This is a genomic window from Streptomyces marokkonensis (assembly GCF_008312835.1).
Taxonomy (GTDB): domain Bacteria; phylum Actinomycetota; class Actinomycetes; order Streptomycetales; family Streptomycetaceae; genus Streptomyces; species Streptomyces marokkonensis_A.
On sequence record NZ_VSKS01000025.1, the window covers coordinates 41,176 to 67,049 of the forward strand.

Genomic DNA, 25,874 nt, shown 5'->3' on the forward strand with positions numbered 1-25,874 from the left:
ACCCGGGTGCGGACGGGCACACTCCGTACATGGACTGGAACCATTACCGCTTCCGCAGTCTGTGGACCCTGTCCGCGCCCGCCCCGACGGTGTACGGCGCACTGGAACGGATCGAGGACTACCCCCTGTGGTGGCCGCAGGTGCGCGAGGTCACCCGCCTCGACGACACCACCGGGATCGTCACGATCCGCTCCTTCCTGCCCTACGACCTGACCTCGACCCTGCGGGAGGGGCGGCGCGACCGGGAGACCGGGATCCTGGAGGTCGGTCTGTCCGGCGACATCGACGGCTGGGCCCGCTGGACCGTCACCCGCCTGGGAGCCCACGGCTGTCTCGCCCACTACGAGCAGGAGGTCGACCTCCGCAAACCGCTGCTGCGCCTGCTCGCCGTGCCCGGCCGGCCGGTCTTCCGCGTCAACCACGCACTGATGATGCGGGCCGGCCGGCGCGGACTGGCCGCGCACCTCGAAGCGGTTTGAAGGAAGCGTCCCCGGACCTGTATTGTTCAGTGCGTTCCCGGGCGATTAGCTCAGTGGGAGAGCGCTTCGTTCACACCGAAGAGGTCACTGGTTCGAACCCAGTATCGCCCACCGGGAAGGCCGGTCCGTCCCCGACGGACCGGCTTTTTTCATGCCCCGCGGGACCCCTCACGCCGCGGCGGGCAGGTCCGGGCGCAGGGGCCAGGCCGGGTCCACCACCTCTTCCGTGCCGTTGCGCGCGAACCACGCCTGCAGACCCCGCGCCTGTGCCGCGTGCCACACCGCCTGCAGGGTGTGCAGCTCACCGGGGGACAGCCGCTCCAGCCGGGAGGCGAAACGCCGCCCGACCGCCCGGGCGACCTCCAGCGCGGCCGCCGCGTCCGCCGCCGCGTCGTGCGCCGCCTCCAGCTCGACGCCGTAGTGCGCGCACAGGTCGGTCAGCGTGCGCCGGCCCTTGCGATAGCGGTCCAGGTGCTTGTCGAGCACCCACGGGTCCAGCACCAGCAGCGGCGTCCGCTCGAACCAGCGGCCCAGCGACGACGCCCGGTGCCGGCGCAGCTCCCGGTCCAGCAGGGTGAGATCGAAGGGCGCGTTCATCACCACCAGCGGCCGGCCCACCCGGGCCTGCTCCGCCAGCGCCTCGGCCACCTCGTACATCACCGGCGCCGGCCAGCGGCCGTTGCGCTGCAGATGCTCGTCCGTCAGCCCGTGCACCTCCGTCGCGCCGGCCGGCACCGGCACCCCCGGATTCACCAGCCAGCGGGTCACCCGCGGCCGGGTGCCCGGCGCGTCCTGGACGACGAGAGCGGCCGACACGATCCGGTCGGTCTCGACGTCCACGCCCGTCGTCTCCGTGTCGAAAGCGGCCAACGGCCCTTCGTACCAGCACGCCATCCCCAACAACCCCTCGTCCACCATCGGCAGTTGACGCACCGTCCACTGCCCGAACCGGTGATACCCGGGCTGTTTGCACCGTACGCCGGAAGGAGACAACAGGAGTACGGGTTCTTGCAGTTCAGCGACCCGCACCGGGGAACACGACTGTTTCGGAAGGCTGTTGGCCATGGCCATCGCGCAGCCCGAACGGGGCGGGCTGCTGCCCGAGCGCACGCCACCCTCCCGCGGCACCCTCGCCACCACCGCCTGCATGGAGACCCTGCAGGTCGGCTATCTGCACGCCGTCGCGGCGGCCGCGGGCTGTTCGCTCTCCCAGCCCTTTCCGGACAACGGCATCGACTGGCACGTCAGCCACAGCGCCGCCGGGCACACCGTCGACGACGAGGTCACCATCAAGGTGCAGTTGAAGGCGACCTACCAGATCGCCCCCGGCCCGCCGGGCCGCTCCTTCTCGTTCACCCTCGACAACGCCCACCTGGCCAAGCTCGCCCGCACCCCGGTGTCGGTGCACAAGATCCTGGTCGTGATGATCGTGCCGCGCTCGCAGGACGACTGGCTGCGCGCCGGGCACGACCGGCTCGATCTGCGGCACTGCTGCTACTGGACCAACCTCGCCGGCCACCCGGTGACCGGCCGGCGCCGCACCACCGTACGGATCCCCACCTCACGCATCTTCGACGACCGGGCGCTGTGCGAGATCATGACGCGGGTCGGGACGGGAGGAACACCGTGACGCACCGCCCGACCGGGGAGCCCCCGCGGTCCGTACGCCCGCACCCCGCCGACGCCTTCGACGGCGGGCCGCCCGACCCCGCCGGGACCGACCCGGCCGTGCTCACCGCCCTGCTGCACCGGCACGGCTGGCAGCGGCGCGGCGGCGCCACGGGACGCTACGGCCGCTGGACCCCGCCCGGACCGGGCACCGGCACCAGCCTGCTCGTCCCGGTGAGCCGCGCCTTCCCCGACAGTGAGGACCTGCTCACCGAGGCCCTGCACGCCCTGTCCCGCAGCGGCACACCGTCCGCCCGGGAGATCCTGCTCTCCCTCGCCGTACCCAGCGACGAGATCCACTGGTGGCGCGACACACCCGCCGGCCCCGGCGGAGCCACCGTCTGGACCGCGGAGGAGCAGCTGCGCTCCGCCGCCCGCCGGACCCTGCTCGCCGCCGCCCTCGCCACCCGCGCCCGGACCGGTTTCCACGGCGCGCGGCACCGCCGGTCTGCCGCCGCCGCGCTGGACACCGTCCTGGTGGGACCCGCGCAGGGCGGACACCGGCTGACCGCGTTCGCCCCCGTCACCACCGGCCGGTCCCTCGCCGTACGCCTCCACCACGCCCTCCACGCGGCCCGCGAGGCCGTCGACTACCGCCGGGCCACCGGCGGCATGGAGGCCTTCGACACCGCCGTCGCGGCGGGCGTCAGCCACGAGCTCACCGAGGCCCTCGTCGCCCTGGTCCGGGGGGCCGAGGGGGCCCGCGTCGGCGTGGCCTGGGCTCCCGCGGCCGGTGTGCCCGAGGGCTGCGCGGCCGCCGCGGAACCGGTCGAGTTCTCACCCGGCGACCTGCCCTTCCTGCGCGAGGCCGGTCTGCGCTACCGGCGGGCGGAGCCGTCCGTCACCGTGCGGATCACCGGCACCGTGGTACGGATGCACCGGTCCGGCCCCCGCGGCGAGGGCATGATCCGGCTCCGCGTGCTCGCCGGGGCCGAGACCGGCCACGTCCGGATCACCCTCGGCGAGGAGGACTACCGCGTCGCCGGGCACGCGCACCTCGTGGGCCTGCCGGTACGGGTGCGGGGGCGGCTGGAGAGCCGCGGCGGCTTCCGCCGGCTCACCGACGCCACGGAACTGGTTCCGGTGCAGGTCGACGACGCCGAGCGGGACCGGCTGCTCAAGGCGCTCCAGGCGAATGCCGAGACCGCGGCCTTCTTCGGCGAGGCCTGCGGCCCCGACCACGGAGACTGATTTCGCGGAGGGCGGTCCCGGGTCGGTACGATCGCACCCATGCGTGCGCTCCGGTATGGCGCCGCAGCCTCAGCCTTCAGTCAGGAGAGACCGGTGTCAGACGTCCGTGTGATCATCCAGCGCGATTCCGAGCGGGAAGAACGCGTGGTGACGACGGGCACCACGGCCGCCGAGCTCTTCGCCGGCGAGCGCTCGGTCATCGCCGCCCGCGTGGCCGGCGAGCTCAAGGACCTCTCCTACGAGGTCGAGGACGGCGAGACCGTCGAGGGCGTGCAGATCTCCTCCGAGGACGGCCTGAACATCCTGCGCCACTCCACCGCCCACGTCATGGCCCAGGCCGTGCAGGAGCTGTTCCCCGAGGCCAAGCTGGGCATCGGCCCGCCGGTGCGGGACGGCTTCTACTACGACTTCGACGTGGACAGGCCCTTCCACCCCGATGACCTCAAGGCCATCGAGAAGAAGATGCAGGAGATCCAGAAGCGCGGCCAGCGCTTCTCCCGCCGCGTCGTCACCGACGACGAGGCCCGCGAGGAGCTCGCCGAGGAGCCGTACAAGCTGGAGCTGATCGGCCTCAAGGGCTCGGCCTCGCACGACGACGGCGCGGACGTCGAGGTCGGCGCCGGCGAGCTGACGATCTACGACAACCTCGACGCCAAGACCGGCGAGCTGTGCTGGAAGGACCTCTGCCGCGGTCCCCACCTGCCCACCACCCGGAACATCCCGGCGTTCAAGCTGATGCGCAACGCGGCCGCCTACTGGCGTGGCAGCGAGAAGAACCCGATGCTCCAGCGCATCTACGGCACCGCCTGGCCCTCCAAGGAGGAGCTGAAGGCGCACCTGGAGTTCCTCGCCGAGGCCGAGAAGCGCGACCACCGCAAGCTGGGCTCCGAGCTCGACCTGTTCTCCGTCCCGGAGCAGATCGGCTCCGGCCTCGCCGTCTTCCACCCCAAGGGCGGCATCGTCCGCCGGGTCATGGAGGACTACTCGCGCCGCCGGCACGAGGAGGAGGGGTACGAGTTCGTCTACACCCCGCACGCCACGAAGGGGAAGCTCTTCGAGACCTCGGGCCACCTGGACTGGTACGCCGACGGCATGTACCCGCCCATGCAGCTCGACGAGGGCGTGGACTACTACCTCAAGCCCATGAACTGCCCGATGCACAACCTGATCTTCGACGCGCGCGGCCGGTCGTACCGTGAACTGCCGCTGCGCCTCTTCGAGTTCGGGACCGTGTACCGGTACGAGAAGTCGGGCGTCGTGCACGGCCTGACCCGGGCCCGCGGCTTCACCCAGGACGACGCGCACATCTACTGCACCCGCGAGCAGATGTCCGAGGAGCTCGACAAGACCCTCACCTTCGTCCTGAACCTGCTGCGCGACTACGGACTGACCGACTTCTACCTGGAGCTGTCCACCAAGGACCCGGAGAAGTTCGTCGGTTCCGACGAGGCCTGGGAAGAGGCCACCGAGACGCTGCGCCAGGTCGCCGAGAAGCAGGGCCTGCCCCTGGTCCCGGACCCGGGCGGCGCCGCCTTCTACGGCCCGAAGATCTCCGTCCAGGCCAAGGACGCCATCGGCCGCACCTGGCAGATGTCGACCATCCAGCTCGACTTCAACCTCCCGGAGCGCTTCGACCTCGAGTACACCGCCGCGGACGGCTCCAAGACCCGCCCGGTCATGATCCACCGCGCGCTGTTCGGCTCGATCGAGCGGTTCTTCGCGGTGCTCCTCGAGCACTACGCGGGCGCGTTCCCGGCGTGGCTCGCCCCGGTCCAGGCGATCGGCATCCCGATCGGCGACGCCCACGTCGAGTACCTGGAGAAGTTCGCGGACGCGGCCCGCAGGCAGGGGCTGCGCGTCGAGGTCGACTCCTCCTCGGACCGCATGCAGAAGAAGATCCGCAACGCCCAGAAGCAGAAGGTGCCCTTCATGGTCATCGCGGGCGACGAGGACATGACGAACGGCGCGGTCTCCTTCCGCTACCGCGACGGCTCGCAGGAGAACGGCATCCCCGTCGACGAGGCCATCGCGAAGATCGCCAAGGTGGTCGAGGAGCGGACGCAGGTCTGACCGCGCGCACGACCGCCAGGCCCCCGGGAGCGATCCCGGGGGCCTTTCCCGTGGTCCCGCGGTGACGCCATATGCTGCACGCATGACGAGTGAGCCGGAGCAGCAGTGGGGAGTGGGCACGCAGGACGCGTTCCAGCGTCTGTGGACGCCCCATCGGATGGCCTACATCCAGGGCGAGAACAAGCCGAGCGGCCCGGGTGCCGACGACGGCTGCCCCTTCTGCTCCCTCCCGGCCAAGTCCGACGAGGACGGGCTGATCCTCCGGCGCGGCGAGCTGGTGTACGCCGTGCTCAACCTCTACCCGTACACGGGCGGGCATCTGATGACGGTGCCCTACCGGCACGTCGCCGACTACACGGACCTCACGGTGGCGGAGACGGCGGAACTCGCCGAACTCACCAAGCAGGCGATGACGGCGCTGCGCACGGCGTCGGGCGCGCACGGCTTCAACATCGGCATGAACCAGGGCACGGTCGCGGGCGCGGGCATCGCCGCGCACCTGCACCAGCACATCGTCCCGCGCTGGGGCGGCGACACGAACTTCATGCCGGTGGTCGGCCACACGAAGGTGCTGCCGCAGCTGCTGGCGGACACGAGGAAGATGCTGTCGGAGGCCTGGCCGGCATCAACCGGCCCGTCCGGAGGTGCCCCCTCCGGGGGAGATTGAGGACGAGGCCCGTTCAGGGCCGAAGGGTTCCTGGGGGCACAGCCCCCAGGAACCGTCACCGTGACGTACCCGCAGTCGCCCGGCCGGCCGCAGGCCTACGCGTCGTACAGGTCGGCCTTGCGCGGCGAAGCGTCCTGCACCGCCGTGCTGAGGAACGACGACCGGGAACCGAACTTCTCGGTGTCCACCCCGTTCTCCGCCAGCACCTTGATCGCCGCCGAGTGCACCACCCGCAGCACCGGCGCGGCCGCACGCAACGCGTCGTCCGCCATGAACCGGTGCCGCCACGGCTTGTCCGCCCACGCGTGACGCAGACCGAACGGCTCCGGCAGGGTCAGCTTGCCGCCGAGCCAGTACAGCAGCGGCGGGTACCAGGTCAGCGGGGCCCGGGCGGTCAGACGTACCACCTCGTCCGGGTCGACCAGCGGGAGCTTCACCTTCCGGGTCTCCCAGAACTTGATCGACTTCTGGACCTCCTTCTCCTTGGCCGCCGGCTTCGAGGTGAACAGGGAGTGCACCGGCCCCAGAGCGTGCCCGGTGACCTCGATGCGCAGCGTCTCGTGCAGCACGGTCACCGTGATCAGCATGGTGATCACCAGCTGGCCGTCCCACAGCGTCCACTGCACTCCCAGGTAGTGCCGGTCGCCCGCGCCGAACTGCTGCTTGTTGCAGATCTCCTGTATGGCGTGGGACTTGATCTGGTACGCCTCGACGTCCGTGCCCTCGGGCCGGGACACCGCGTCGGCGTTCTCGCCGATGGGCGTCACGATCCAGTGCCGTACGGACGGCTTGGGGAAGCCACCGGTGTGCAGCGGCCCGCGCTCCAGCATCCGCAGGCGGTCGTAGATGGCCTTGATGACGTCCCAGCTGCGGAACGGGTTGATCTCCCGGTCCGGGTCGGCCTGCACCAGGTCCTCGGCGAGCTGCCAGCTGCCCCAGCGTGTGCCCATGCCGAGTATGCCCTTGGGCCCGGCGTAGAACACGGAGTTGGACTGCTGCTCGGCGCTGAGCCGGGCCAGCGACTGCCGCAGCTGCTCGGCCGCCGTCTCACCGGGGCTGGAGGGGACCGCCTCGGGCACCTTGGCGCCGACGCTGCTCCCGGAGAGCAGACCGCTCCACCGCTCGCGCAGATCCCTCGCCGTGCGTTCGCAGATCCGCTTGGCCCAGAACCAGCCCACCACGGGGGCGACCACCGAAGCGCGCGCGTACCAGCCCCAGAAGCCCTCGAACGGCATGCGGATCAGGAACAGCACGGCGAGGCCGCCCACCGCGACCAGCAGGGTGGTGGCCAGCGCGCCGGCCCGTTTGTCCTCGCGCCTGGACATCGTCGTACGGATCTGGAAGACCAGCAGCCACACGAGGAGACCGGGCAGGAACAGCAGTCCGCACAGGACCATGACGGCGCTCAGCCAGTTGTCCCGCTCGCGGCGGATGCGGTGCGCCGCCAGCGCGTGCTCCACCACCACCTGCGGCTGGGTGCCGAAGGACTGGATGAGCGGCGCGCGGCCGGAACCGAGCATCCGGTCGATGACGGCCCGGGAGAACGCCTCGCCCAGGTTCGGCCGGAACAGCTTGATCCTGGGCTTGCCGACGGCCGACTTGTGCCACTCGTTGTTGGCCTTGAGTATCTCGTCGGCCTCGTTGTCCCGGTACACCGCCGAGGCCAGCGCGAACGTCGGCGTCTGCCCCTCGTCCCCCGTGCGCGGCACCTGCGGACCGAAGAACTCCGCGTAACCGCTCTCAACGGTCATTCCCGCCCCCGATCGCCGCGACTGTCGTCTTGCGGCCTTCCCGACTTCCGTCCTGCGCACACCTGTTGATCAGGTCCTCAGCGTATCCGCAGCCGGTGCCGTCCGTCGGCGTACTGCCCAAGCGGCCCACCGGTACGGAGTGAAGCGTTCCGAGATCGCGCCGGAACGAGACGCGTACGCGGGCGCCCGCCGGGTTTCCCGGCGAGCGCCCGGCGCCGGCTACGCGGCCTTGCGCGCCTCCTCCTTGACCCGTTCCGCGACCTGCGGCGGCATGGGCTCGTGCCGCGCGTAGCGGCGGCTGAAGCGGGCGGTGCCGTGCGACAGGGAGCGCAGGTCGACGGCGTACCGGCCGATCTCGATCTCCGGGACCTCGGCCTTGACGACGGTGCGTCCGCCGGCCGACTGCTCGGTGCCGAGCACCCGCCCGCGCCGGCCGGACAGGTCGCTCATCACGGCGCCGACGTAGTCGTCGCCGACCAGGACACTCACCTCGGCCACCGGCTCCAGCAGATGGATCCTCGCGTCCGACGCGGCCTCCCGCAGGGCCAGCGCGCCCGCCGTCTGGAACGCGGCGTCGGAGGAGTCCACCGAGTGCGCCTTGCCGTCCAGCAGGGTCACCCGCACGTCGACGAGCGGATGTCCCGCGGCGACTCCCTTGGCGGCTTGCGCCCTGACGCCCTTCTCCACCGACGGGATGAACTGCCGCGGCACCGCGCCGCCGACCACCTTGTCCACGAACTCGATGCCCGAGCCGTTCGGCAGCGGCTCCACCTCGATCTCGCAGATGGCGAACTGCCCGTGGCCGCCGGACTGTTTGACGTGCCGGCCGCGCCCGGCCGCCCTGCCGCCGAAGGTCTCCCTGAGCGACACCCGGTGCGGTACGACGTCCACCTGGACGCCGTACCGGCTGCGCAGCCGCTCCAGCGCCACGTCCGCGTGCGCCTCGCCCAGGCACCACAGCACCACCTGGTGGGTGTCCTGGTTCTGTTCCAGCCGCATCGTCGGGTCCTCGGCGACCAGCCGGGCCAGTCCCTGCGAGAGCTTGTCCTCGTCCGGCTTGCTGTGCGCCTGGATGGCGAGCGGCAGCAGCGGATCGGGCATCTCCCAGGGCTCCATGAGCAGGGGGTCGTCCTTGGCGGACAGGGTGTCCCCGGTCTCCGCCCGGCTCAGTTTCGCCACACACGCGAGATCGCCCGCGATGACGTGCGACACCGGACGCTGCTGCTTGCCGAACGGTGTGGACAGGGCCCCGATCCGCTCGTCGACGTCGTGGTCCTCGTGGCCCCGGTCGGCCAGCCCGTGTCCGGAGACGTGGACGGTCTGGTCGGCGCGCAGGGTGCCGGAGAAGACCCGGACCAGCGAGATCCGGCCGACGTACGGGTCGGAGGAGGTCTTCACCACCTCCGCGACCAGGGGGGCGTCGGGGTCGCACGGCTCGAGCTCACGGGGCCTGCCGTCCACCGTGGTCACGCTCGGGGTGCCGTGCTCCAGCGGGGTCGGGAAACCGCGGGTGATCAACTCCAGCACCTCGACCGTGCCGAGTCCCTGGCGGGCGCCGTCGGTGGCGGGGGCGGCGGCCAGGACGGGGAAGAAGACCCCGCGCGCGACCGCCCGCTCCAGATCCTCGATCAGCGTCCTGACGTCGACCTGCTCACCGCCGAGATAGCGGTCCATGAGGGTCTCGTCCTCGCTCTCGGCGATGATCCCCTCGATCAGCCGGCCCCGGGCCTCCTCGATCAGGGGCAGCTGCTCCTCGCCGGGCTCGGACTCCTTGCGCTCGCCGCCGGAGTAGTCGAACAGCTTCTGCGACAGCAGCCCGATCAGACCGTGCACCGGCGCGTGCCCTTCGTGTCCCTCGGGGCCGCGCAGCGGCAGGTACAGCGGCAGCACGGCGTCGGGGTCGTCCCCGCCGAAGGCCTCGGCGCAGATCCGGGTCATCTCCTCGAAGTCCGCGCGGGCCGCCTCCAGGTGCGTGACGACGATGGCGCGCGGCATGCCGACCGCCGCGCACTCGTCCCACACCATCCGGGTCGAGCCGTCCACGCCGTCCGAGGCCGAGACGACGAAGAGGGCCGCGTCCGCCGCTCGCAGACCGGCCCTGAGTTCCCCGACGAAGTCGGCGTATCCGGGGGTGTCCAGCAGGTTGACCTTGATGCCGTCCCATTCGAGGGGCACCAGGGAGAGCTGTACCGAGCGTTGCTGCCGGTGCTCGATGTCGTCGTAGTCGGAGACGGTGCCGCCGTCCTCCACGCGGCCCGCCCGGTTCACGGCCCCCGCGGTCAGCGCGAGAGCCTCCACCAGTGTCGTCTTGCCCGATCCGGAGTGGCCGACCAGCACCACATTCCGTACGGACGTGGGATGGCCGGCCGCCTGTGCCCTGCCGGCGGCCCCGGGGTGTGTGTGCGCCTTGTCGCCCATGATCCTGCCTCCCGTGCACGGTGAGGTCACTGTGGGCGCGGACCCGCGGAATCCGCGTGCGGTGCGGCTCCGGCGACGCCCGCGGTCATTCGAGCTTTGCACTCCCGTCACGGCGCGTCCATACGAGGGACGGGATCCCGCCGGGTGCCCGGCCACCGCCCGCACCCGCGCGTGGCTACGATTGGGCCCGCCGGTGGCCAGCAGGGGCCATGCGGCCACACCGACCGTCGGGAAGGCCATGCTGAACAAGTACGCGCGTGCATTCTTCACGCGTGTCCTCACACCGTTCGCCGCGTTTCTCATCCGGCGGGGGGTCAGCCCTGACACGGTCACGCTCATCGGCACCGCCGGTGTGGTCGCGGGCGCGCTGGTCTTCTACCCCATGGGCGAGTTCTTCTGGGGCACGGTCGTGATCACGCTGTTCGTGTTCTCCGACCTGGTCGACGGCAACATGGCCCGCCAGCTCGGCCGGTCCAGCCGCTGGGGCGCCTTCCTGGACTCCACCCTGGACCGGGTCGCCGACGGGGCCGTCTTCGGCGGCTTCGCCCTGTGGTACGCGGGAGGCGGCGACGACAACGTGCTGTGCGCGGTGTCGATCTTCTGCCTGGCCAGCGGCCAGGTGGTGTCGTACACCAAGGCGCGCGGCGAGTCGATCGGCCTGCCGGTCGCCGTCAACGGTCTGGTCGAGCGGGCCGAGCGGCTGGTGATCTCGCTGGTCTCGGCCGGTCTCGCGGGCCTGCACGCCTTCGGTGTGCCGGGCATCCAGTACCTGCTGCCGGTCGCGCTGTGGGTCGTCGCCGTCGGCAGCCTGGTCACGCTGATCCAGCGGGTCGTCACCGTGCGCCGGGAGTCCGCCGAGGCGGAGGCCGCGGAGCGGCAGGAGACCCGGGGGAGCGAGGCCGCGACGTGAGGGCCCAGGAGCGGCTCACCGACGCCCTGTACGGCGCCGGCTGGGGCACCGTCAGGAAACTCCCCGAGCCGGTCGCCGTCCGCCTCGGGAGGACCATCGCCGACCTCACGTGGAAGCAGCGCGGCAAGGGCGTGCTCCGGCTGGAGAGCAACTACGCGCGGGTCGTGCCGGACGCGGGGCCGGAGCGGCTGGCCGAGCTCTCCCGTGCGGGCATGCGGTCGTACCTGCGCTACTGGATGGAGTCCTTCCGGCTGCCCGCCTGGAGCGCCGAGCGCATCGCCGACGGCCTCGACGTCAAGGACCTCCACCACCTGAACGACGGCATGGCGGCCGGCAAGGGCGTCGTCCTGGCGCTGCCGCACCTCGCCAACTGGGACCTCGCAGGCGCCTGGGTCACCACCAGGCTGGGCATCCCGTTCACCACCGTCGCCGAGCGCCTGAAGCCGGAGACGCTGTACGACCGGTTCGTCGCCTACCGGGAGGGCCTCGGCATGGAGGTGCTCCCGCACAGCGGCGGCTCCGCCTTCGGCACGCTGGCCCGGCGGCTGCGCGACGGCGGACTGGTCTGCCTGGTGGCCGACCGGGATCTGTCCACCTCCGGGGTCGAGGTCGACTTCTTCGGCGAGACCGCCCGGATGCCGGCCGGTCCCGCCCTGCTGGCCCAGCAGACCGGGGCCCGGCTGCTGCCGGCGACCCTCTGGTACGACGGCCCGATGATGCGCGGCCGGGTCCATCCGCCGGTCGAGGTCCCCGGGTCGGGTACGCGGCCCGAGAAGACGTCCGTCATGACACAGGCGCTGGCCGACGCCTTCGCCTCGGGGATCGCCGACCATCCGGAGGACTGGCACATGCTGCAGCGCTTGTGGGTCAAGGACCTCGATCCCCCGCGGGACCCCGCGGCCGCCCCCGAGAAGGACCAGAAGGGGACCTCGTGAGGATCGGCATCGTCTGCCCGTACTCCTGGGACGTACCGGGTGGTGTCCAGTTCCACATCCGCGACCTGGCCGAGTACTTCATCCGCCTCGGGCACCAGGTGTCCGTCCTCGCCCCGGCCGACGACGACACCCCGCTGCCGCCGTACGTCGTCTCGGCCGGCCGCGCGGTGCCGGTGCCGTACAACGGCTCGGTGGCCCGGCTCAACTTCGGTTTCCTGTCCGCCGCGCGGGTGCGGCGCTGGCTGCACGAGGGCTCCTTCGACGTCGTCCACATCCACGAGCCGACGTCCCCCTCGCTCGGTCTGCTGACCTGCTGGGCGGCCGAGGGGCCGATCGTCGCCACGTTCCACACCTCCAACCCGCGCTCCCGCGCGATGATCGCCGCGTACTCGATCCTCCAGGCCGCCCTGGAGAAGATCAGCGCGCGGATCGCGGTGAGCGAGTACGCCCGCCGCACCCTCGTCGAACACCTGGGCGGCGACGCGGTGGTCATCCCGAACGGCGTCGACGTCGACTTCTTCGCCAGGGCCGAGCCCCGGCCCGAGTGGCAGGGAGACACGATCGGCTTCATCGGCCGGATCGACGAACCCCGCAAGGGTCTGCCGGTGCTGATGAAGGCGCTGCCGAAGATTCTCGCCGCCCGCCCGCGGACGCGGCTGCTGGTCGCCGGCCGGGGCGACGAGGAGGAGGCGGTCGAGTCACTGCCGCGGGAGCTGCGCCCGCGCGTGGAGTTCCTCGGCATGGTCAGCGACGAGGACAAGGCCCGCTTCCTGCGCAGCGTCGACCTGTACGTGGCGCCCAACACCGGGGGCGAGAGCTTCGGGATCATCCTGGTCGAGGCGATGTCGGCGGGGGCGCCGGTGCTCGCCTCCGACCTGGACGCGTTCGCGCAGGTCCTCGACGGCGGTGCGGCGGGCGAGCTGTTCGCCAACGAGGACGCGGACGCGCTCGCCGAGGCCGCGGTACGGCTCCTGGCCGACCCGGAGCGCCGCGCCGAACTGCGGAAACGGGGCAGCGCCCACGTCCGCCGGTTCGACTGGTCGACGGTCGGGGCGGACATCCTGTCGGTCTACGAGACGGTGACGGCCGGCGCGGCGGCGGTGGCGGCGGACGACCGGGCGACGGGCCTGCGGGCGCGGCTGGGCCTCGCACGGGATTAGGGCCTGTCCGGCGGATCAGGCCGGAGGAAACGGGCGGTGCGTCGCAGCCGGGGCGAGCGGGGGAGCCGGCAACCGACGACAACGCCGCAGATGGGCGCACCAGACCCCGCGTCTTCGGCGTGATCCGCCGGACAGGCCCTGTTCCGGCGTTGCGGACGAGGCCGAGCGGGGGCCCGAGGGCACCCGGTGACGGCAGCGCGGGACACCCGGCGACCCCGTGCGGGCGCCCCCGGTAGCCTTGCCGCCCGTGACCGCAACCCTCATCTGGATCCTCGTCGCCCTCGTCGCCATCGGCCTCTATCTGAGCTGGACGGCGGGGCGGCTGGACCGGCTGCACGCCCGCATCGACGCCGCCCGCGCCGCGCTCGACGCGCAACTGCTGCGCCGCGCCTCCGTGGCACAGGAACTGGCCACCTCGGGCGTGCTCGACCCCGCCGCCTCGATCGTGCTCTACGAGGCCGCGCACGCCGCGCGGCAGGCGGAGGAGGAGCAGCGCGAGGTCGCCGAGAGCGAGCTGACCCAGGCGCTGCGCGCGGTCTTCGCCGACGCGCACCAGGTGGACGCGGTCAGGGAGGTGCCCGGGGGAGAGGAAGCGGCCCTGGAACTCGCCGAGGCGGTCCGCAGGGTGCCGATGGCCCGCCGCTTCCACAACGACGCCGTACGGGCCGCACGTGCCCTGCGGCGGCACCGCAAGGTGCGCTGGTTCCGGCTGGCCGGGCACGCGCCCTTCCCCTTGGCCTTCGAGATGGACGACGAGCCGCCGGCCGCCCTGATCGAGCGGGCGGCGTAAGGGCGGATCCGGTCACGGGGCGGAGCGCCGCCGACCGAAAAGGATCCACCGGGTGCGTATTGGCCCTTGCTGTGGCCTGGTCCGCTCACGTTTCCTCGGTGCTGCAGAAACCCCCTTCCCCTCAGCGAGGTCACACGTGTCCAGCACGCTCTCCGAAAACCAGGGTCCCGAGACCGGCACCGCCCGTGTGAAGCGCGGCATGGCCGAGCAGCTCAAGGGCGGCGTGATCATGGACGTCGTCACGCCGGAGCAGGCGAAGATCGCCGAGGACGCGGGCGCCGTCGCCGTCATGGCCCTGGAGCGGGTCCCGGCCGACATCCGCAAGGACGGCGGCGTGGCCCGCATGTCCGACCCGGACATGATCGAGGGCATCATCGACGCGGTCTCCATCCCCGTGATGGCCAAGTCCCGCATCGGCCACTTCGTCGAGGCCCAGGTGCTGCAGTCGCTCGGCGTCGACTACATCGACGAGTCCGAGGTCCTCACCCCGGCCGACGAGGTCAACCACTCCGACAAGTGGGCGTTCACCACCCCCTTCGTCTGCGGTGCCACCAACCTGGGCGAGGCCCTGCGCCGTATCGCCGAGGGCGCCGCCATGATCCGCTCCAAGGGCGAGGCCGGCACCGGCAACGTCGTGGAGGCCGTGCGCCACCTGCGCCAGATCAAGAACGAGATCGCCAAGCTGCGCGGCTTCGACAACAACGAGCTGTACGCCGCCGCCAAGGACCTGCGCGCCCCGTACGAGCTGGTCAAGGAGGTCGCCGAGCTGGGCAAGCTCCCCGTCGTGCTGTTCTCCGCCGGTGGCGTGGCCACCCCGGCCGACGCCGCGCTGATGCGTCAGCTCGGTGCCGAGGGCGTCTTCGTCGGCTCCGGCATCTTCAAGTCCGGCGACCCGGCCAAGCGCGCCGCGGCCATCGTCAAGGCGACCACCTTCTACGACGACCCGAAGATCGTCGCGGACGCGTCCCGCAACCTCGGCGAGGCCATGGTCGGCATCAACTGCGACACCCTGCCCGAGGCCGAGCGCTACGCCAACCGCGGCTGGTAGTCCGCCGATGAGCGACGCACTTGTCATAGGCGTCCTGGCCCTCCAGGGCGACGTGCGGGAGCACCTCGTCGCCCTGGCCGCGGCCGACGCCGTGGCCAGGCCGGTCAGGCGCCCCGAGGAACTCGCCGAGGTCGACGGCCTCGTCATCCCCGGCGGCGAGTCCACCACGATCTCCAAGCTGGCCGTCCTCTTCGGCCTGATGGAGCCCCTGCGCGCGCTGGTGCGGGACGGCATGCCCGTCTACGGCACCTGCGCCGGCATGATCATGCTGGCCGACAAGATCCTCGACCCCCGCTCGGGTCAGGAGACCGTCGGCGGCATCGACATGATCGTGCGCCGCAACGCTTTCGGACGGCAGAACGAGTCCTTCGAGGCGGCGGTCGACGTCAAGGGCGTCACCGGCGACCCGGTGGAGGGCGTCTTCATCCGCGCGCCCTGGGTGGAGTCCGTCGGTGCCGGTGCCGAAGTGCTCGCCGAGCACGGCGGACACATCGTCGCGGTGCGCCAGGGCAATGCCCTCGCCACCTCGTTCCACCCGGAACTGACCGGCGACCACCGCGTCCACGCGCTGTTCGTCGACCTGGTACGGGCGAAGCGGACAGCCGAGTCCTTGTAGGATTCCTGCGTTCGTTGCAGAGATGGGTTACGCGAAGGAGACAGGCAGATGTCCGGCCACTCTAAATGGGCCACGACGAAGCACAAGAAGGCCGTGATCGACGCCAAGCGCGGCAAGCTCTTCGCGAAGCTGATCAAGAACATCGAGGTCGCCGCGCGCATGGGCGGCGTCGACCTGGACGGCAACCCCACGCTCTACGACGCCGTCCAGAAGGCCAAGAAGCAGTCGGTGCCGAACAAGAACATCGACTCCGCCATCAAGCGGGGCGGTGGTCTCGAGGCCGGCGGCGCCGACTACGAGACGATCATGTACGAGGGCTACGGCCCGAACGGTGTCGCGGTGCTCATCGAGTGCCTCACCGACAACCGCAACCGTGCCGCCTCGGACGTGCGCGTCGCGATGACCCGCAACGGCGGTTCCATGGCCGACCCGGGCTCGGTGTCGTACCTGTTCAACCGCAAGGGCGTCGTGATCGTCCCCAAGGGCGAGCTGACCGAGGACGACGTCCTCGCCGCCGTCCTGGACGCGGGTGCCGAGGAGGTCAACGACCTCGGTGAGTCCTTCGAGGTGCTCAGCGAGGCCACCGACCTGGTCGCCGTCCGCACCGCCCTGCAGGACGCCGGGATCGACTACGACTCCGCCGAGGCCAACTTCGTCCCGACCATGCAGGTCGAGCTGGACGAGGAGGGCGCCAAGAAGATCTTCAAGCTCATCGACGCCCTGGAGGACAGCGACGACGTGCAGAACGTCTTCGCCAACTTCGACGTGAGCGACGAGATCATGGAGAAGGTCGACGCGTAACGCGTCCACTGCTCAACGGGCCGGCGGGACACACTCCGTCGGCCCGTCGCTCTGTCAGTGGCACCCGATAGCCTGCACAAACAGGTGATCGAGGAAAGAGGGTGCGGCGCGTGCGCGTACTGGGGGTGGACCCGGGCCTGACCCGGTGCGGTGTCGGCGTCGTGGAGGGCGTTGCCGGGCGGCCGCTCACCATGCGCGGCGTGGGAGTCGTCCGCACACCGGCGGACGCCGACCTCGGGCACCGCCTCGTCGCCGTCGAGCAGGGCATCGAGCGGTGGCTGGACGAGCACCGGCCCGAATTCGTCGCCGTGGAGCGCGTCTTCAGCCAGCACAACGTGCGTACGGTGATGGGCACCGCCCAGGCCAGCGCGGTGGCGATCCTGTGCGCCTCCCGCCGCGGCATCCCCGTCGCCCTGCACACGCCCAGCGAGGTCAAGGCCGCCGTCACCGGCTCCGGCCGCGCGGACAAGGCGCAGGTCGGCGCCATGGTCACCCGGCTGCTGCGGCTCGACGCGCCACCGAAGCCCGCCGACGCCGCCGACGCCCTCGCGCTCGCCATCTGCCACATCTGGCGCGCCCCCGCACAGAACCGGCTCCAGCGGGCCGTCGCCCTGCACGCCTCGAAAGCCCCCGGCGCACCCCGCGCCCCGCACGCATCGAAAGGCCGTACGGCATGATCGCCTTCGTCAGCGGCACGGTCGCCGCCCTCGCTCCCGACGCCGCGGTGGTCGAGGTCGGCGGGGTCGGCATGGCCGTCCAGTGCACGCCCGGCACACTGTCCACGCTCCGCGTCGGCAAGCCCGCGAACCTCGCCACCTCCCTCGTCGTCCGCGAGGACTCCCTGACCCTGTACGGCTTCGCCGACGACGACGAGCGCCAGGTCTTCGAGCTGCTCCAGACCGCCAGCGGCGTCGGCCCCCGGCTGGCCCAGGCGATGCTCGCCGTGCACACCCCCGACGCCCTGCGCAGAGCCGTCTCCACCGGGGACGAGAAGGCGCTGACCGCCGTTCCCGGCATCGGAAAGAAGGGCGCCCAGAAGCTGCTCCTGGAGCTGAAGGACCGCCTCGGCGAGCCGGTCGGCGCGCCCGCCGTCGGCGCACCGGTCACCGCCGGCTGGCGCGACCAGCTGCACGCCGCCCTCATCGGCCTGGGCTACGCGACCCGCGAGGCCGACGAGGCCGTGTCCGCCGTGGCGCCCCGGGCGGAGGCCGCCGGGGGCACCCCGCAGGTGGGGCAGTTGCTGAAGGCCGCCCTGCAGACACTGAACCGTGCCCGATAGCCCGCGCCCCCTGGCCCGTACGAAGAGCTGAGGCATACGCAATGAACTGGGACGACACCACCGACACCCCCGCCGAGGAGCGGCTCGTCGGTGCGTCCGCCGACCGTGAGGACCAGGCCGTCGAGGCCGCCCTGCGCCCCAAGGACCTGGGCGAGTTCATCGGCCAGGAGAAGGTGCGCGAACAGCTCGACCTCGTCCTGCGCGCCGCACGCGCGCGCGGCGCCACCGCCGACCACGTGCTGCTCTCCGGCGCCCCCGGCCTCGGCAAGACCACCCTGTCGATGATCATCGCGGCCGAGATGGAAGCCCCCATCCGCATCACCTCCGGCCCCGCCATCCAGCACGCCGGTGATCTCGCGGCGATCCTCTCCTCCCTCCAGGAGGGAGAGGTCTTTTTCCTCGACGAGATCCACCGGATGTCCCGGCCCGCCGAGGAGATGCTCTACATGGCGATGGAGGACTTCCGCGTCGACGTCATCGTCGGCAAGGGCCCGGGCGCCACCGCCATCCCCCTCGAACTGCCCCCCTTCACCCTGGTCGGCGCCACCACCCGGGCCGGCCTGCTGCCGCCCCCGCTGCGCGACCGCTTCGGCTTCACCGCGCACATGGAGTTCTACGAGCCGGCCGAGCTCGAACGGGTCGTCCACCGCTCGGCGAGCCTGCTCGACGTCGAGATCGAACCGGACGGGGCCGCGGAAATCGCCGGCCGCTCCCGCGGCACGCCCCGCATCGCCAACCGCCTCCTGCGCCGTGTCCGGGACTACGCGCAGGTCAAGGCCGACGGCCTGATCACCAGGGACATCGCCGCGGCTGCCCTCGCCGTCTACGAGGTCGACGCCCGCGGCCTGGACCGGCTGGACCGGGCGGTGCTCGAGGCCCTGCTCAAGCTGTTCGGCGGCGGACCGGTGGGCCTGTCCACGCTCGCTGTCGCGGTGGGGGAGGAGCGTGAGACCGTGGAAGAGGTGGCGGAACCCTTCCTGGTACGGGAGGGACTGCTCGCCCGCACTCCGCGCGGGCGGGTCGCCACCCCGGCGGCGTGGGCGCATCTCGGCCTCGTACCGCCCCGCTCCCAGACCGCCGGAAACGGACAAGGGGACCTGTTCGGGGCGTGACGGCGAGCGCGTTGGCCCGGGCAGGAACCCGGGTGCCATGCTGAGCGTTGTTCCCTTGGTGCGGACTCGCTTAGACTCCGCCGATGCCGCCCTTGTCGGCGGCGCCACATACCCCCAACCATCAGGCCGTTCACCATCGCGGTCGTGTGAAGGAAGTTCCGACCCGTGAGTCTCCTGACCCTCCTCCCGTTCATTGTGCTCATCGGGGCCATGTTCCTGATGACCCGGTCGGCCAAGAAGAAGCAGCAGCAGGCCATCGACATGCGGAACCAGATGCAGCCCGGTTCCGGCGTCCGCACCATCGGGGGCATGTACGCCACGGTCAAGGAGGTCAGCGAGGACACGGTCCTCCTCGACGCCGGCCCGGGTGTGGAGCTGCTGTTCGCCAAGAACTCGATCGGTGCCGTCCTCACGGACGAGGAGTACAACCGCATCGTCCACGGCATCGAGCACGACCTGAAGGCCGACGCCGACGTCGTCCCCGACGACGCCTCGTCCCTCACCGAGACCGACGACTCCTCCGACGCTGCCGCCGCCTCCGACGACACGCCTGTCGACCTCGGCAAGAAGGACGCGGCCGACGCCGACACCGCCGACGGGGCGAAGGCGGACGCACAGTCGAAGAAGTCCGACGGCGACTCCGACGCGAAGTAGTCGTGTCCCGGGGCGCGCGGGTACCGCCCGCGCGCCCCGGGACATGCCCAGCTCGCACGGAATCCCGACACCATGTCATGGCCGCCCGCCCCTGACCCGGCGCGGGACGGCCCGAGAGGGAGTACGAGAAGGTGGCAGCACTCAAAAAGGGACGGAACGCGAGCGCCACGAGTAAGCCGTGGCGCTCGCTCGCTCTGATCCTGATCGCCATCGTGGCGCTCACCGGGGGAATGTTCGTCTCCGGGCACACGACTCCGCGTCTCGGCATCGACCTTGCCGGCGGCACGAGCATCACGCTGGCGGCGGTCCCCGAGGCCGGCCAGGAGTCCGCGATCAACAAGACCAACATGGACACCGCGGTCTCCATCATGGAGCGGCGTGTCAACGGTCTCGGTGTCTCCGAGGCCGAGGTCCAGACGCAGGGCACCCGCAACATCATCGTCAACATTCCCAAGGGCACGAACTCCAGGCAGGCCCGGGAACAGGTCGGCACCACCGCCAAGCTCTACTTCCGTCCCGTGATCGCCACCGAGCTCGCCGGCGGCGGGGCCGCCCCGTCGCCCAGCGCGACCGGCAACGGCTCGGAGCAGGACTCCGGGAAGGACAAGGCGACCGACAAGGCCACGGAGAAGGCGACCGACGGCGCGTCCCCGTCCGCCTCCGGCAGCCCGTCCGCGAGCGCCACCACGCAGGGCCGCGCGGTCACCGGCGCCCTGACGGCCGACGAGACCCCGTCCGGCTCCCCGAGCGCGAAGACCGACGATCAGGCCGCCCCGTCCCCGTCCGCCACCGGCGGCACCTCCGGCGACGACGACAGCAAGCTCCAGGCCCAGTACGCCGCGCTCGACTGCACCAAGGAGAGCGTCCGCGCCAAGGCCGGTGACGGGTCCAAGTCCAGCGACTCGACCGTCGCCTGCGGCCAGAACTCCCAGGGCCAGTGGCAGAAGTACATCCTCGGCCCCGCCGCCGTCGACGGCACGGACGTCGACGAGGCCAAGGCCGTCCTGAACACCCAGACCGGTGCCGGCTGGACCGTCACCATGGACTTCACGGACAAGGGCGCCAAGAAGTTCGCCGACATCACCGGCCAGCTCGCCCAGAAGCAGTCCCCGCAGAACCAGTTCGCCATCGTGCTGGACAACGAGGTCGTCTCCGACCCGTACGTCAGCCAGGCGCTGACCGGCGGCAACGCCGAGATCTCCGGCAACTTCACCCAGCAGTCGGCCCAGGAACTGGCCAACATGCTGTCCTACGGCGCCCTGCCGCTGACCTTCCGCGAGGACAGCGTCACCACGGTGACCGCCGCCCTCGGCGGTGAGCAGCTGAAGGCGGGCCTGATCGCCGGTGCCATCGGCCTCGCCCTGGTCGTCCTCTACCTGCTGTTCTACTACCGGGGCCTGTCCTTCATCGCCATCCTGTCCCTGCTGGTCTCCGCGGCCCTGACCTACGTGATCATGTCGCTGCTCGGCCCGGCCATCGGGTTCGCGCTGAACCTGCCGGCCGTGTGCGGTGCCATCGTCGCCATCGGCATCACCGCGGACTCGTTCATCGTCTTCTTCGAACGGGTCCGGGACGAGATCCGCGAGGGCCGCTCGCTGCGCCCCTCCGTCGAGCGGGCCTGGCCGCGCGCCCGGCGCACCATCCTGGTCTCCGACTTCGTGTCGTTCCTCGCCGCCGCCGTGCTCTTCGTCGTCACCGTCGGCAAGGTCCAGGGCTTCGCGTTCACGCTCGGTCTGACCACCGTGCTCGACGTCGTGGTGGTGTTCCTCTTCACCAAGCCGCTGCTGACGCTGATGGCCCGCCGGAAGTTCTTCGCCAGCGGCCACAAGTGGTCCGGGCTCGACCCGAAGGCGCTGGGTGCCAAACCGCCACTGCGCCGCACCCGTCGTCCCTCCGCCCCCGCCCACCCGAAGGAGGCGTGAGAGATGTCGAAACTCGGCAACCTCGGCGCCCGGCTGCACCATGGCGAGATCGGCTACGACTTCGTCAAGAACCGCAAGATCTGGTACGGCGTCTCCATCCTGATCACCATCACGGCCATCGTCGGCCTGGCGGTGCGGGGCCTGCACATGGGCATCGAGTTCCAGGGCGGAGCGGTCTTCACCACCCCGAAGAACATGAGCGTCTCGGTCGCCACGGCCGAGGAGTACGCGGAGGACGCCTCCGGCCACGACGCCATCGTCCAGAAGCTCGGCGACGGCACCATGCGCATCCAGGTCGCCGGCATCGACACCAAGACCTCGGACAAGATCAAGGACACCCTCGCCGAGGACTTCAAGGTCGACGCCGAGCAGATCAACGCCGAGCTGGTCGGTCCCAGCTGGGGCGAACAGATCGCCAACAAGGCCTGGCAGGGCCTCGGCATCTTCATGATCCTCGTCGTGATCTACCTGGCGATCGCCTTCGAGTGGCGCATGGCGCTCGCCGCGTTCGTCGCGCTGATCCACGACATCACCATCACCGTCGGCATCTACGCCCTCGTCGGCTTCGAGGTCACGCCCGGCACGGTGATCGGTCTGCTCACCATCCTCGGTTACTCGCTGTACGACACGGTCGTCGTCTTCGACAGCCTCAAGGAACAGACCAAGGACATCACCAAACAGACCCGCTGGACGTACAGCGAGATCGCCAACCGCTCCATCAACAGCACCCTGGTCCGCTCCATCAACACCACGGTGGTCGCGCTGCTGCCGGTGGCGGGCCTGCTGTTCATCGGTGGCGGTGTCCTCGGCGCCGGCATGCTGAACGACATCTCGCTGTCGCTGTTCGTCGGCCTCGCGGCCGGTGCGTACTCCTCGATCTTCATCGCCACCCCGCTCGTCGCCGACCTCAAGGAGCTCGAGCCGTCGATGAAGTCGCTGAAGAAGCGGGTCATGGCCAAGCGGGCCCAGGGCGGGGACGCGGACGAGCCGCAGGCGGCCGCGGCCACCGGCGACTACGACGACGAGCCCGAGGACGCCGCGCCCGCGGTCGTCGGTCCGCGCAGCCAGCCCGCCTCCCGCACCCGCGGCCGGGGCCGTCCCTCGGGGAAGCGCCGATGACCGAGCTCACCGACATCTCGGACCTGCTGCTCAGCCGGATCCGGGACGTGGCGGACTACCCGGAGCCGGGGGTGATGTTCAAGGACATCACCCCGCTCCTCGCGGACCCCGCGGCGTTCTCCGCGCTCAGCGACGCCTTCGCCGGCATCGCCCGGAGCACCGGCGCCACCAAGATCGTCGGCTTGGAGGCCCGGGGCTTCATCCTCGGCGCCCCGGTCGCCGTCCGCGCCGGTCTCGGTTTCATCCCCGTACGCAAGGCGGGCAAGCTCCCCGGAGCCACCCTCAGCCAGGCGTACGACCTGGAGTACGGCTCCGCCGAGATCGAGGTGCACGCCGAGGACCTCTGCGCGGACGACCGCGTCCTGGTGGTCGACGACGTCCTCGCCACCGGCGGCACCGCCGAGGCGTCGGTCCAGCTCATCCGCAGGGCGGGCGCCGAGGTGGCGGGTCTCGCCGTGCTGATGGAGCTCGGCTTCCTCGGCGGCCGTGCCCGGCTGGAGCCCGCCCTGGCGGGCGCCCCGCTGGAGGCGCTGCTCACGGTCTGACCGGCCACGGGACAGGCGAACGGTCCTGCACCACACCACGCAGGCGGACCCGGAGGAATCCGGTGTCCGCCTCGTGCGTTTCCGGGGTAGACGGTCCTCACACCGCTCCGAAGGCGATCCGCGGGCGGGGGATCGCTACCATGGGGTCTCCGGAGCCTGACCTGGGGACCCGGATCGCGCACGAGGAGTCCTCTTGCCAGACGAGGCCCAGCACCTGACCGCCGCCAAGCCCGAGTCCGCCTCGGCGGCGAAGCCCGCGCCGAGCGCGCCCCACGCGACGAACGACACGCGTGGGCCGGTCCAGCACGCCCAGTCCGCGCCCGTCGACAAGCCCGAGCAGCCGCGCCCCAAGCCGGGCCCGCCCGCCCCTCTGGCACGCCCCAACACCGGTCAGCCGGCCCGCTCCGGCTCCTCCAACCGCGTCCGCGCCCGCCTCGCCCGGCTCGGCGTCCAGCGCGCCAACCCCTACAACCCGGTGCTGGAGCCGCTGCTGCGGATCGTCCGCGGCAACGACCCCAAGACCGAGAACGCGACGCTGCGTCAGATCGAGCGCGCCTACCAGGTCGCCGAACGCTGGCACCGCGGCCAGAAGCGCAAGAGCGGCGACCCGTACATCACGCACCCGCTCGCCGTCACCACCATCCTCGCCGAGCTGGGCATGGACCCGGCCACGCTGATGGCCGGCCTGCTGCACGACACCGTCGAGGACACCGAGTACGGCCTGGAGGACCTGCGCCGCGACTTCGGCGACGTGGTCGCCCTCCTCGTCGACGGCGTCACCAAGCTGGACAAGGTCAAGTTCGGCGAGGCCGCGCAGGCCGAGACCGTGCGCAAGATGGTCGTCGCGATGGCCAAGGACCCGCGCGTGCTGGTCATCAAGCTCGCCGACCGCCTGCACAACATGCGCACCATGCGCTACCTCAAGCGCGAGAAGCAGGAGAAGAAGGCGCGCGAGACCCTGGAGATCTACGCGCCGCTCGCCCACCGGCTGGGCATGAACACCATCAAGTGGGAGCTGGAGGACCTCGCCTTCGCGATCCTCTACCCCAAGATGTACGACGAGATCGTCCGCCTGGTCGCCGAGCGCGCCCCCAAGCGCGACGAGTACCTCGCCATCGTCACCGACGAAGTGCAGCAGGACCTCAGGGCGGCCCGTATCAAGGCCACCGTCACCGGCCGCCCCAAGCACTACTACAGCGTCTACCAGAAGATGATCGTCCGCGGCCGTGACTTCGCGGAGATCTACGACCTGGTGGGCATCCGCGTCCTCGTGGACACCGTCCGCGACTGCTACGCGGCCCTCGGCACGGTGCACGCGCGATGGAACCCGGTCCCCGGCCGGTTCAAGGACTACATCGCGATGCCCAAGTTCAACATGTACCAGTCGCTGCACACGACGGTCATCGGCCCCGGCGGCAAGCCCGTCGAGCTGCAGATCCGCACCTTCGACATGCACCGCCGCGCGGAGTACGGCATCGCCGCGCACTGGAAGTACAAGCAGGAGGCCGTCGCCGGCGCCTCGAAGGTGCGCACCGACGCCCCCAAGTCGTCCGGCAAGAGCAAGGACGACCACCTCAACGACATGGCCTGGCTGCGCCAGCTCCTGGACTGGCAGAAGGAGACCGAGGACCCCGGCGAGTTCCTGGAGTCGCTGCGCTTCGACCTCTCCCGCAACGAGGTCTTCGTCTTCACCCCCAAGGGTGACGTCATAGCGCTCCCCGCCGGTGCCACTCCCGTGGACTTCGCCTACGCGGTCCACACCGAGGTCGGCCACCGCACCATAGGCGCCCGGGTCAACGGCCGGCTGGTCCCGCTGGAGTCCACCCTCGACAACGGCGACCTGGTCGAGGTCTTCACCTCCAAGGCGGCCGGCGCGGGCCCCTCCCGCGACTGGCTCGGCTTCGTGAAGTCGCCCCGCGCCCGCAACAAGATCCGCGCCTGGTTCTCCAAGGAGCGCCGGGACGAGGCCATCGAGCACGGCAAGGACTCCATCGTCCGCGCGATGCGCAAGCAGAACCTGCCGATCCAGCGCATCCTCACCGGCGACTCACTCGTCACGCTGGCGCACGAGATGCGCTACTCGGACATCTCCGCGCTGTACGCGGCGATCGGCGAGGGCCACGTCTCCGCGCAGAACATCGTGCAGAAGCTCGTCCAGGCCCTCGGCGGCGAGGAGGCGGCCACCGAGGAGATCGACGAGTCGGCCCCGCCGGCCCGCGGACGCAGCCGCAAGCGCCGCTCCAGCGCCGACCCCGGTGTCGTCGTCAAGGGCGTCGATGACGTCTGGGTGAAGCTGGCCCGCTGCTGTACGCCGGTGCCCGGTGACCCGATCATCGGCTTCGTCACCCGCGGCAGCGGCGTCTCCGTGCACCGCAGCGACTGCGTCAACGTCGACTCCCTGTCCCGTGAGCCCGAGCGGATCCTCGACGTCGAGTGGGCACCCACCCAGTCCTCCGTCTTCCTGGTCGCCATCCAGGTCGAGGCCCTGGACCGCTCCCGGCTGCTGTCGGACGTCACCCGCGTCCTGTCCGACCAGCACGTCAACATCCTCTCCGCGGCCGTCCAGACCTCCCGCGACCGGGTCGCCACCTCCCGCTTCACCTTCGAGATGGGCGACCCCAAGCACCTGGGCCACGTCCTGAAGGCCGTACGCGGCGTGGAGGGCGTGTACGACGTCTACCGCGTGACGTCGGCCCGCAACCGCACCTAGCGGCCGCCGGACACACGGAAGAGGGGCTC

General features: G+C 71.1%; 23 protein-coding genes and 1 tRNA gene. 21 read left to right on the forward strand and 3 right to left on the reverse strand.

The features are described 5' to 3' along the window. Positions 1 to 29: 29 nt before the first annotated feature. Together F1615_RS31185 and F1615_RS31190 are read left to right on the forward strand one after the other, a co-directional pair. Positions 30 to 479: an SRPBCC family protein gene (locus tag F1615_RS31185; protein WP_149552401.1), complete on the forward strand. Its 450-nt coding sequence runs from the start codon at positions 30 to 32 to the stop codon at positions 477 to 479. A 39-nt stretch (positions 480 to 518) separates the two neighbouring features. Beyond that, a tRNA-Val gene (locus F1615_RS31190) sits at positions 519 to 590 on the forward strand. A gap of 57 nt (positions 591 to 647) precedes the next feature. Here the strand turns inward: F1615_RS31190 and F1615_RS31195 are convergent. After that, entirely contained in the window at positions 648 to 1,373 is a 726-nt protein-coding gene (locus F1615_RS31195; RefSeq protein WP_149552450.1) for a 3'-5' exonuclease, read from the reverse strand. A 169-nt stretch (positions 1,374 to 1,542) separates the two neighbouring features. Here F1615_RS31195 and F1615_RS31200 point away from each other — a divergent pair, with 169 nt between their 5' ends. From F1615_RS31200 to F1615_RS31215, 4 genes are all read left to right on the forward strand, one after another. Further along, a complete protein-coding gene (locus F1615_RS31200) occupies positions 1,543 to 2,109 on the forward strand; it encodes a DUF4365 domain-containing protein (RefSeq protein WP_149552402.1) in 567 nt (188 codons plus the stop codon). Next, positions 2,106 to 3,338, forward strand: coding sequence for a hypothetical protein (locus F1615_RS31205; RefSeq protein WP_149552403.1), 1,233 nt, complete (start codon positions 2,106 to 2,108; stop codon positions 3,336 to 3,338). Before F1615_RS31200 ends, F1615_RS31205 begins: the two co-directional genes overlap by 4 nt. A gap of 93 nt (positions 3,339 to 3,431) precedes the next feature. Continuing rightward, positions 3,432 to 5,408: a threonine--tRNA ligase gene (thrS, locus tag F1615_RS31210; RefSeq protein WP_149552404.1), complete on the forward strand. Its 1,977-nt coding sequence runs from the start codon at positions 3,432 to 3,434 to the stop codon at positions 5,406 to 5,408. 82 nt (positions 5,409 to 5,490) lie between these two features. After that, positions 5,491 to 6,075, forward strand: a complete 585-nt coding sequence (locus F1615_RS31215) for an HIT family protein (RefSeq protein WP_149552405.1) — start codon at positions 5,491 to 5,493, stop codon at positions 6,073 to 6,075. Between the two features lie 95 nt (positions 6,076 to 6,170). Here F1615_RS31215 and F1615_RS31220 read toward each other — a convergent pair whose 3' ends face one another. Then, positions 6,171 to 7,826 carry a hypothetical protein gene (locus F1615_RS31220; protein WP_149552406.1) on the reverse strand — a complete coding sequence of 552 codons (1,656 nt, stop codon included), beginning with the start codon at positions 7,824 to 7,826 and terminating at the stop codon, positions 6,171 to 6,173. A 219-nt stretch (positions 7,827 to 8,045) separates the two neighbouring features. Continuing rightward, positions 8,046 to 10,244 carry an elongation factor G-like protein EF-G2 gene (locus F1615_RS31225; RefSeq protein WP_149552407.1) on the reverse strand — a complete coding sequence of 733 codons (2,199 nt, stop codon included), beginning with the start codon at positions 10,242 to 10,244 and terminating at the stop codon, positions 8,046 to 8,048. 181 nt (positions 10,245 to 10,425) lie between these two features. On the opposite strand from F1615_RS31225, the gene pgsA reads away from it, so the two are divergent. From pgsA to relA, 15 genes are all read left to right on the forward strand, one after another. Beyond that, positions 10,426 to 11,154, forward strand: coding sequence for a phosphatidylinositol phosphate synthase (gene pgsA / locus F1615_RS31230; RefSeq protein WP_037936392.1), 729 nt, complete (start codon positions 10,426 to 10,428; stop codon positions 11,152 to 11,154). Beyond that, a complete protein-coding gene (locus F1615_RS31235) occupies positions 11,151 to 12,089 on the forward strand; it encodes a phosphatidylinositol mannoside acyltransferase (RefSeq protein ID WP_149552408.1) in 939 nt (312 codons plus the stop codon). Before pgsA ends, F1615_RS31235 begins: the two co-directional genes overlap by 4 nt. Next, entirely contained in the window at positions 12,086 to 13,249 is a 1,164-nt protein-coding gene (locus F1615_RS31240; protein ID WP_149552409.1) for a glycosyltransferase family 4 protein, read from the forward strand. The genes F1615_RS31235 and F1615_RS31240 overlap by 4 nt, the downstream gene beginning before the upstream one ends. A gap of 247 nt (positions 13,250 to 13,496) precedes the next feature. After that, a complete protein-coding gene (locus tag F1615_RS31245; protein ID WP_149552410.1) occupies positions 13,497 to 14,039 on the forward strand; it encodes a LemA family protein in 543 nt (180 codons plus the stop codon). Positions 14,040 to 14,175: 136 nt separating this feature from the next. Then, positions 14,176 to 15,087: a pyridoxal 5'-phosphate synthase lyase subunit PdxS gene (gene pdxS, locus F1615_RS31250; protein ID WP_149552411.1), complete on the forward strand. Its 912-nt coding sequence runs from the start codon at positions 14,176 to 14,178 to the stop codon at positions 15,085 to 15,087. 7 nt (positions 15,088 to 15,094) lie between these two features. Continuing rightward, positions 15,095 to 15,703, forward strand: a complete 609-nt coding sequence (gene pdxT, locus F1615_RS31255; protein ID WP_149552412.1) for a pyridoxal 5'-phosphate synthase glutaminase subunit PdxT — start codon at positions 15,095 to 15,097, stop codon at positions 15,701 to 15,703. 48 nt (positions 15,704 to 15,751) lie between these two features. Then, complete coding sequence (locus F1615_RS31260) at positions 15,752 to 16,504, forward strand: YebC/PmpR family DNA-binding transcriptional regulator (protein ID WP_149552413.1); 753 nt, start codon at positions 15,752 to 15,754, stop codon at positions 16,502 to 16,504. Positions 16,505 to 16,614: 110 nt separating this feature from the next. Then, on the forward strand, positions 16,615 to 17,181 hold the full coding sequence (gene ruvC / locus F1615_RS31265) for a crossover junction endodeoxyribonuclease RuvC (RefSeq protein WP_149552414.1): 567 nt from the start codon (positions 16,615 to 16,617) through the stop codon (positions 17,179 to 17,181). Then, positions 17,178 to 17,783: a Holliday junction branch migration protein RuvA gene (ruvA, locus tag F1615_RS31270; RefSeq protein WP_149552415.1), complete on the forward strand. Its 606-nt coding sequence runs from the start codon at positions 17,178 to 17,180 to the stop codon at positions 17,781 to 17,783. The genes ruvC and ruvA overlap by 4 nt, the downstream gene beginning before the upstream one ends. Before the next feature lie 41 nt (positions 17,784 to 17,824). After that, the gene (ruvB, locus tag F1615_RS31275; protein WP_149552416.1) at positions 17,825 to 18,895 is read left to right on the forward strand and encodes a Holliday junction branch migration DNA helicase RuvB; all 1,071 of its coding nucleotides are present in this window, start codon (positions 17,825 to 17,827) and stop codon (positions 18,893 to 18,895) included. A 165-nt stretch (positions 18,896 to 19,060) separates the two neighbouring features. Next, positions 19,061 to 19,549, forward strand: a complete 489-nt coding sequence (gene yajC, locus F1615_RS31280) for a preprotein translocase subunit YajC (RefSeq protein ID WP_149552417.1) — start codon at positions 19,061 to 19,063, stop codon at positions 19,547 to 19,549. Between the two features lie 131 nt (positions 19,550 to 19,680). Then, positions 19,681 to 21,471 (forward strand): protein translocase subunit SecD, encoded by a 1,791-nt coding sequence (secD, locus tag F1615_RS31285; RefSeq protein WP_149552418.1) that lies wholly within the window; start codon positions 19,681 to 19,683, stop codon positions 21,469 to 21,471. A 3-nt stretch (positions 21,472 to 21,474) separates the two neighbouring features. Then, complete coding sequence (gene secF / locus F1615_RS31290) at positions 21,475 to 22,590, forward strand: protein translocase subunit SecF (RefSeq protein ID WP_149552419.1); 1,116 nt, start codon at positions 21,475 to 21,477, stop codon at positions 22,588 to 22,590. Next, complete coding sequence (locus F1615_RS31295; RefSeq protein ID WP_149552420.1) at positions 22,587 to 23,135, forward strand: adenine phosphoribosyltransferase; 549 nt, start codon at positions 22,587 to 22,589, stop codon at positions 23,133 to 23,135. The genes secF and F1615_RS31295 overlap by 4 nt, the downstream gene beginning before the upstream one ends. 193 nt (positions 23,136 to 23,328) lie before the next feature. Then, positions 23,329 to 25,845, forward strand: a complete 2,517-nt coding sequence (relA, locus tag F1615_RS31300) for a GTP pyrophosphokinase (RefSeq protein WP_149552421.1) — start codon at positions 23,329 to 23,331, stop codon at positions 25,843 to 25,845. Positions 25,846 to 25,874 lie beyond the last annotated feature (29 nt).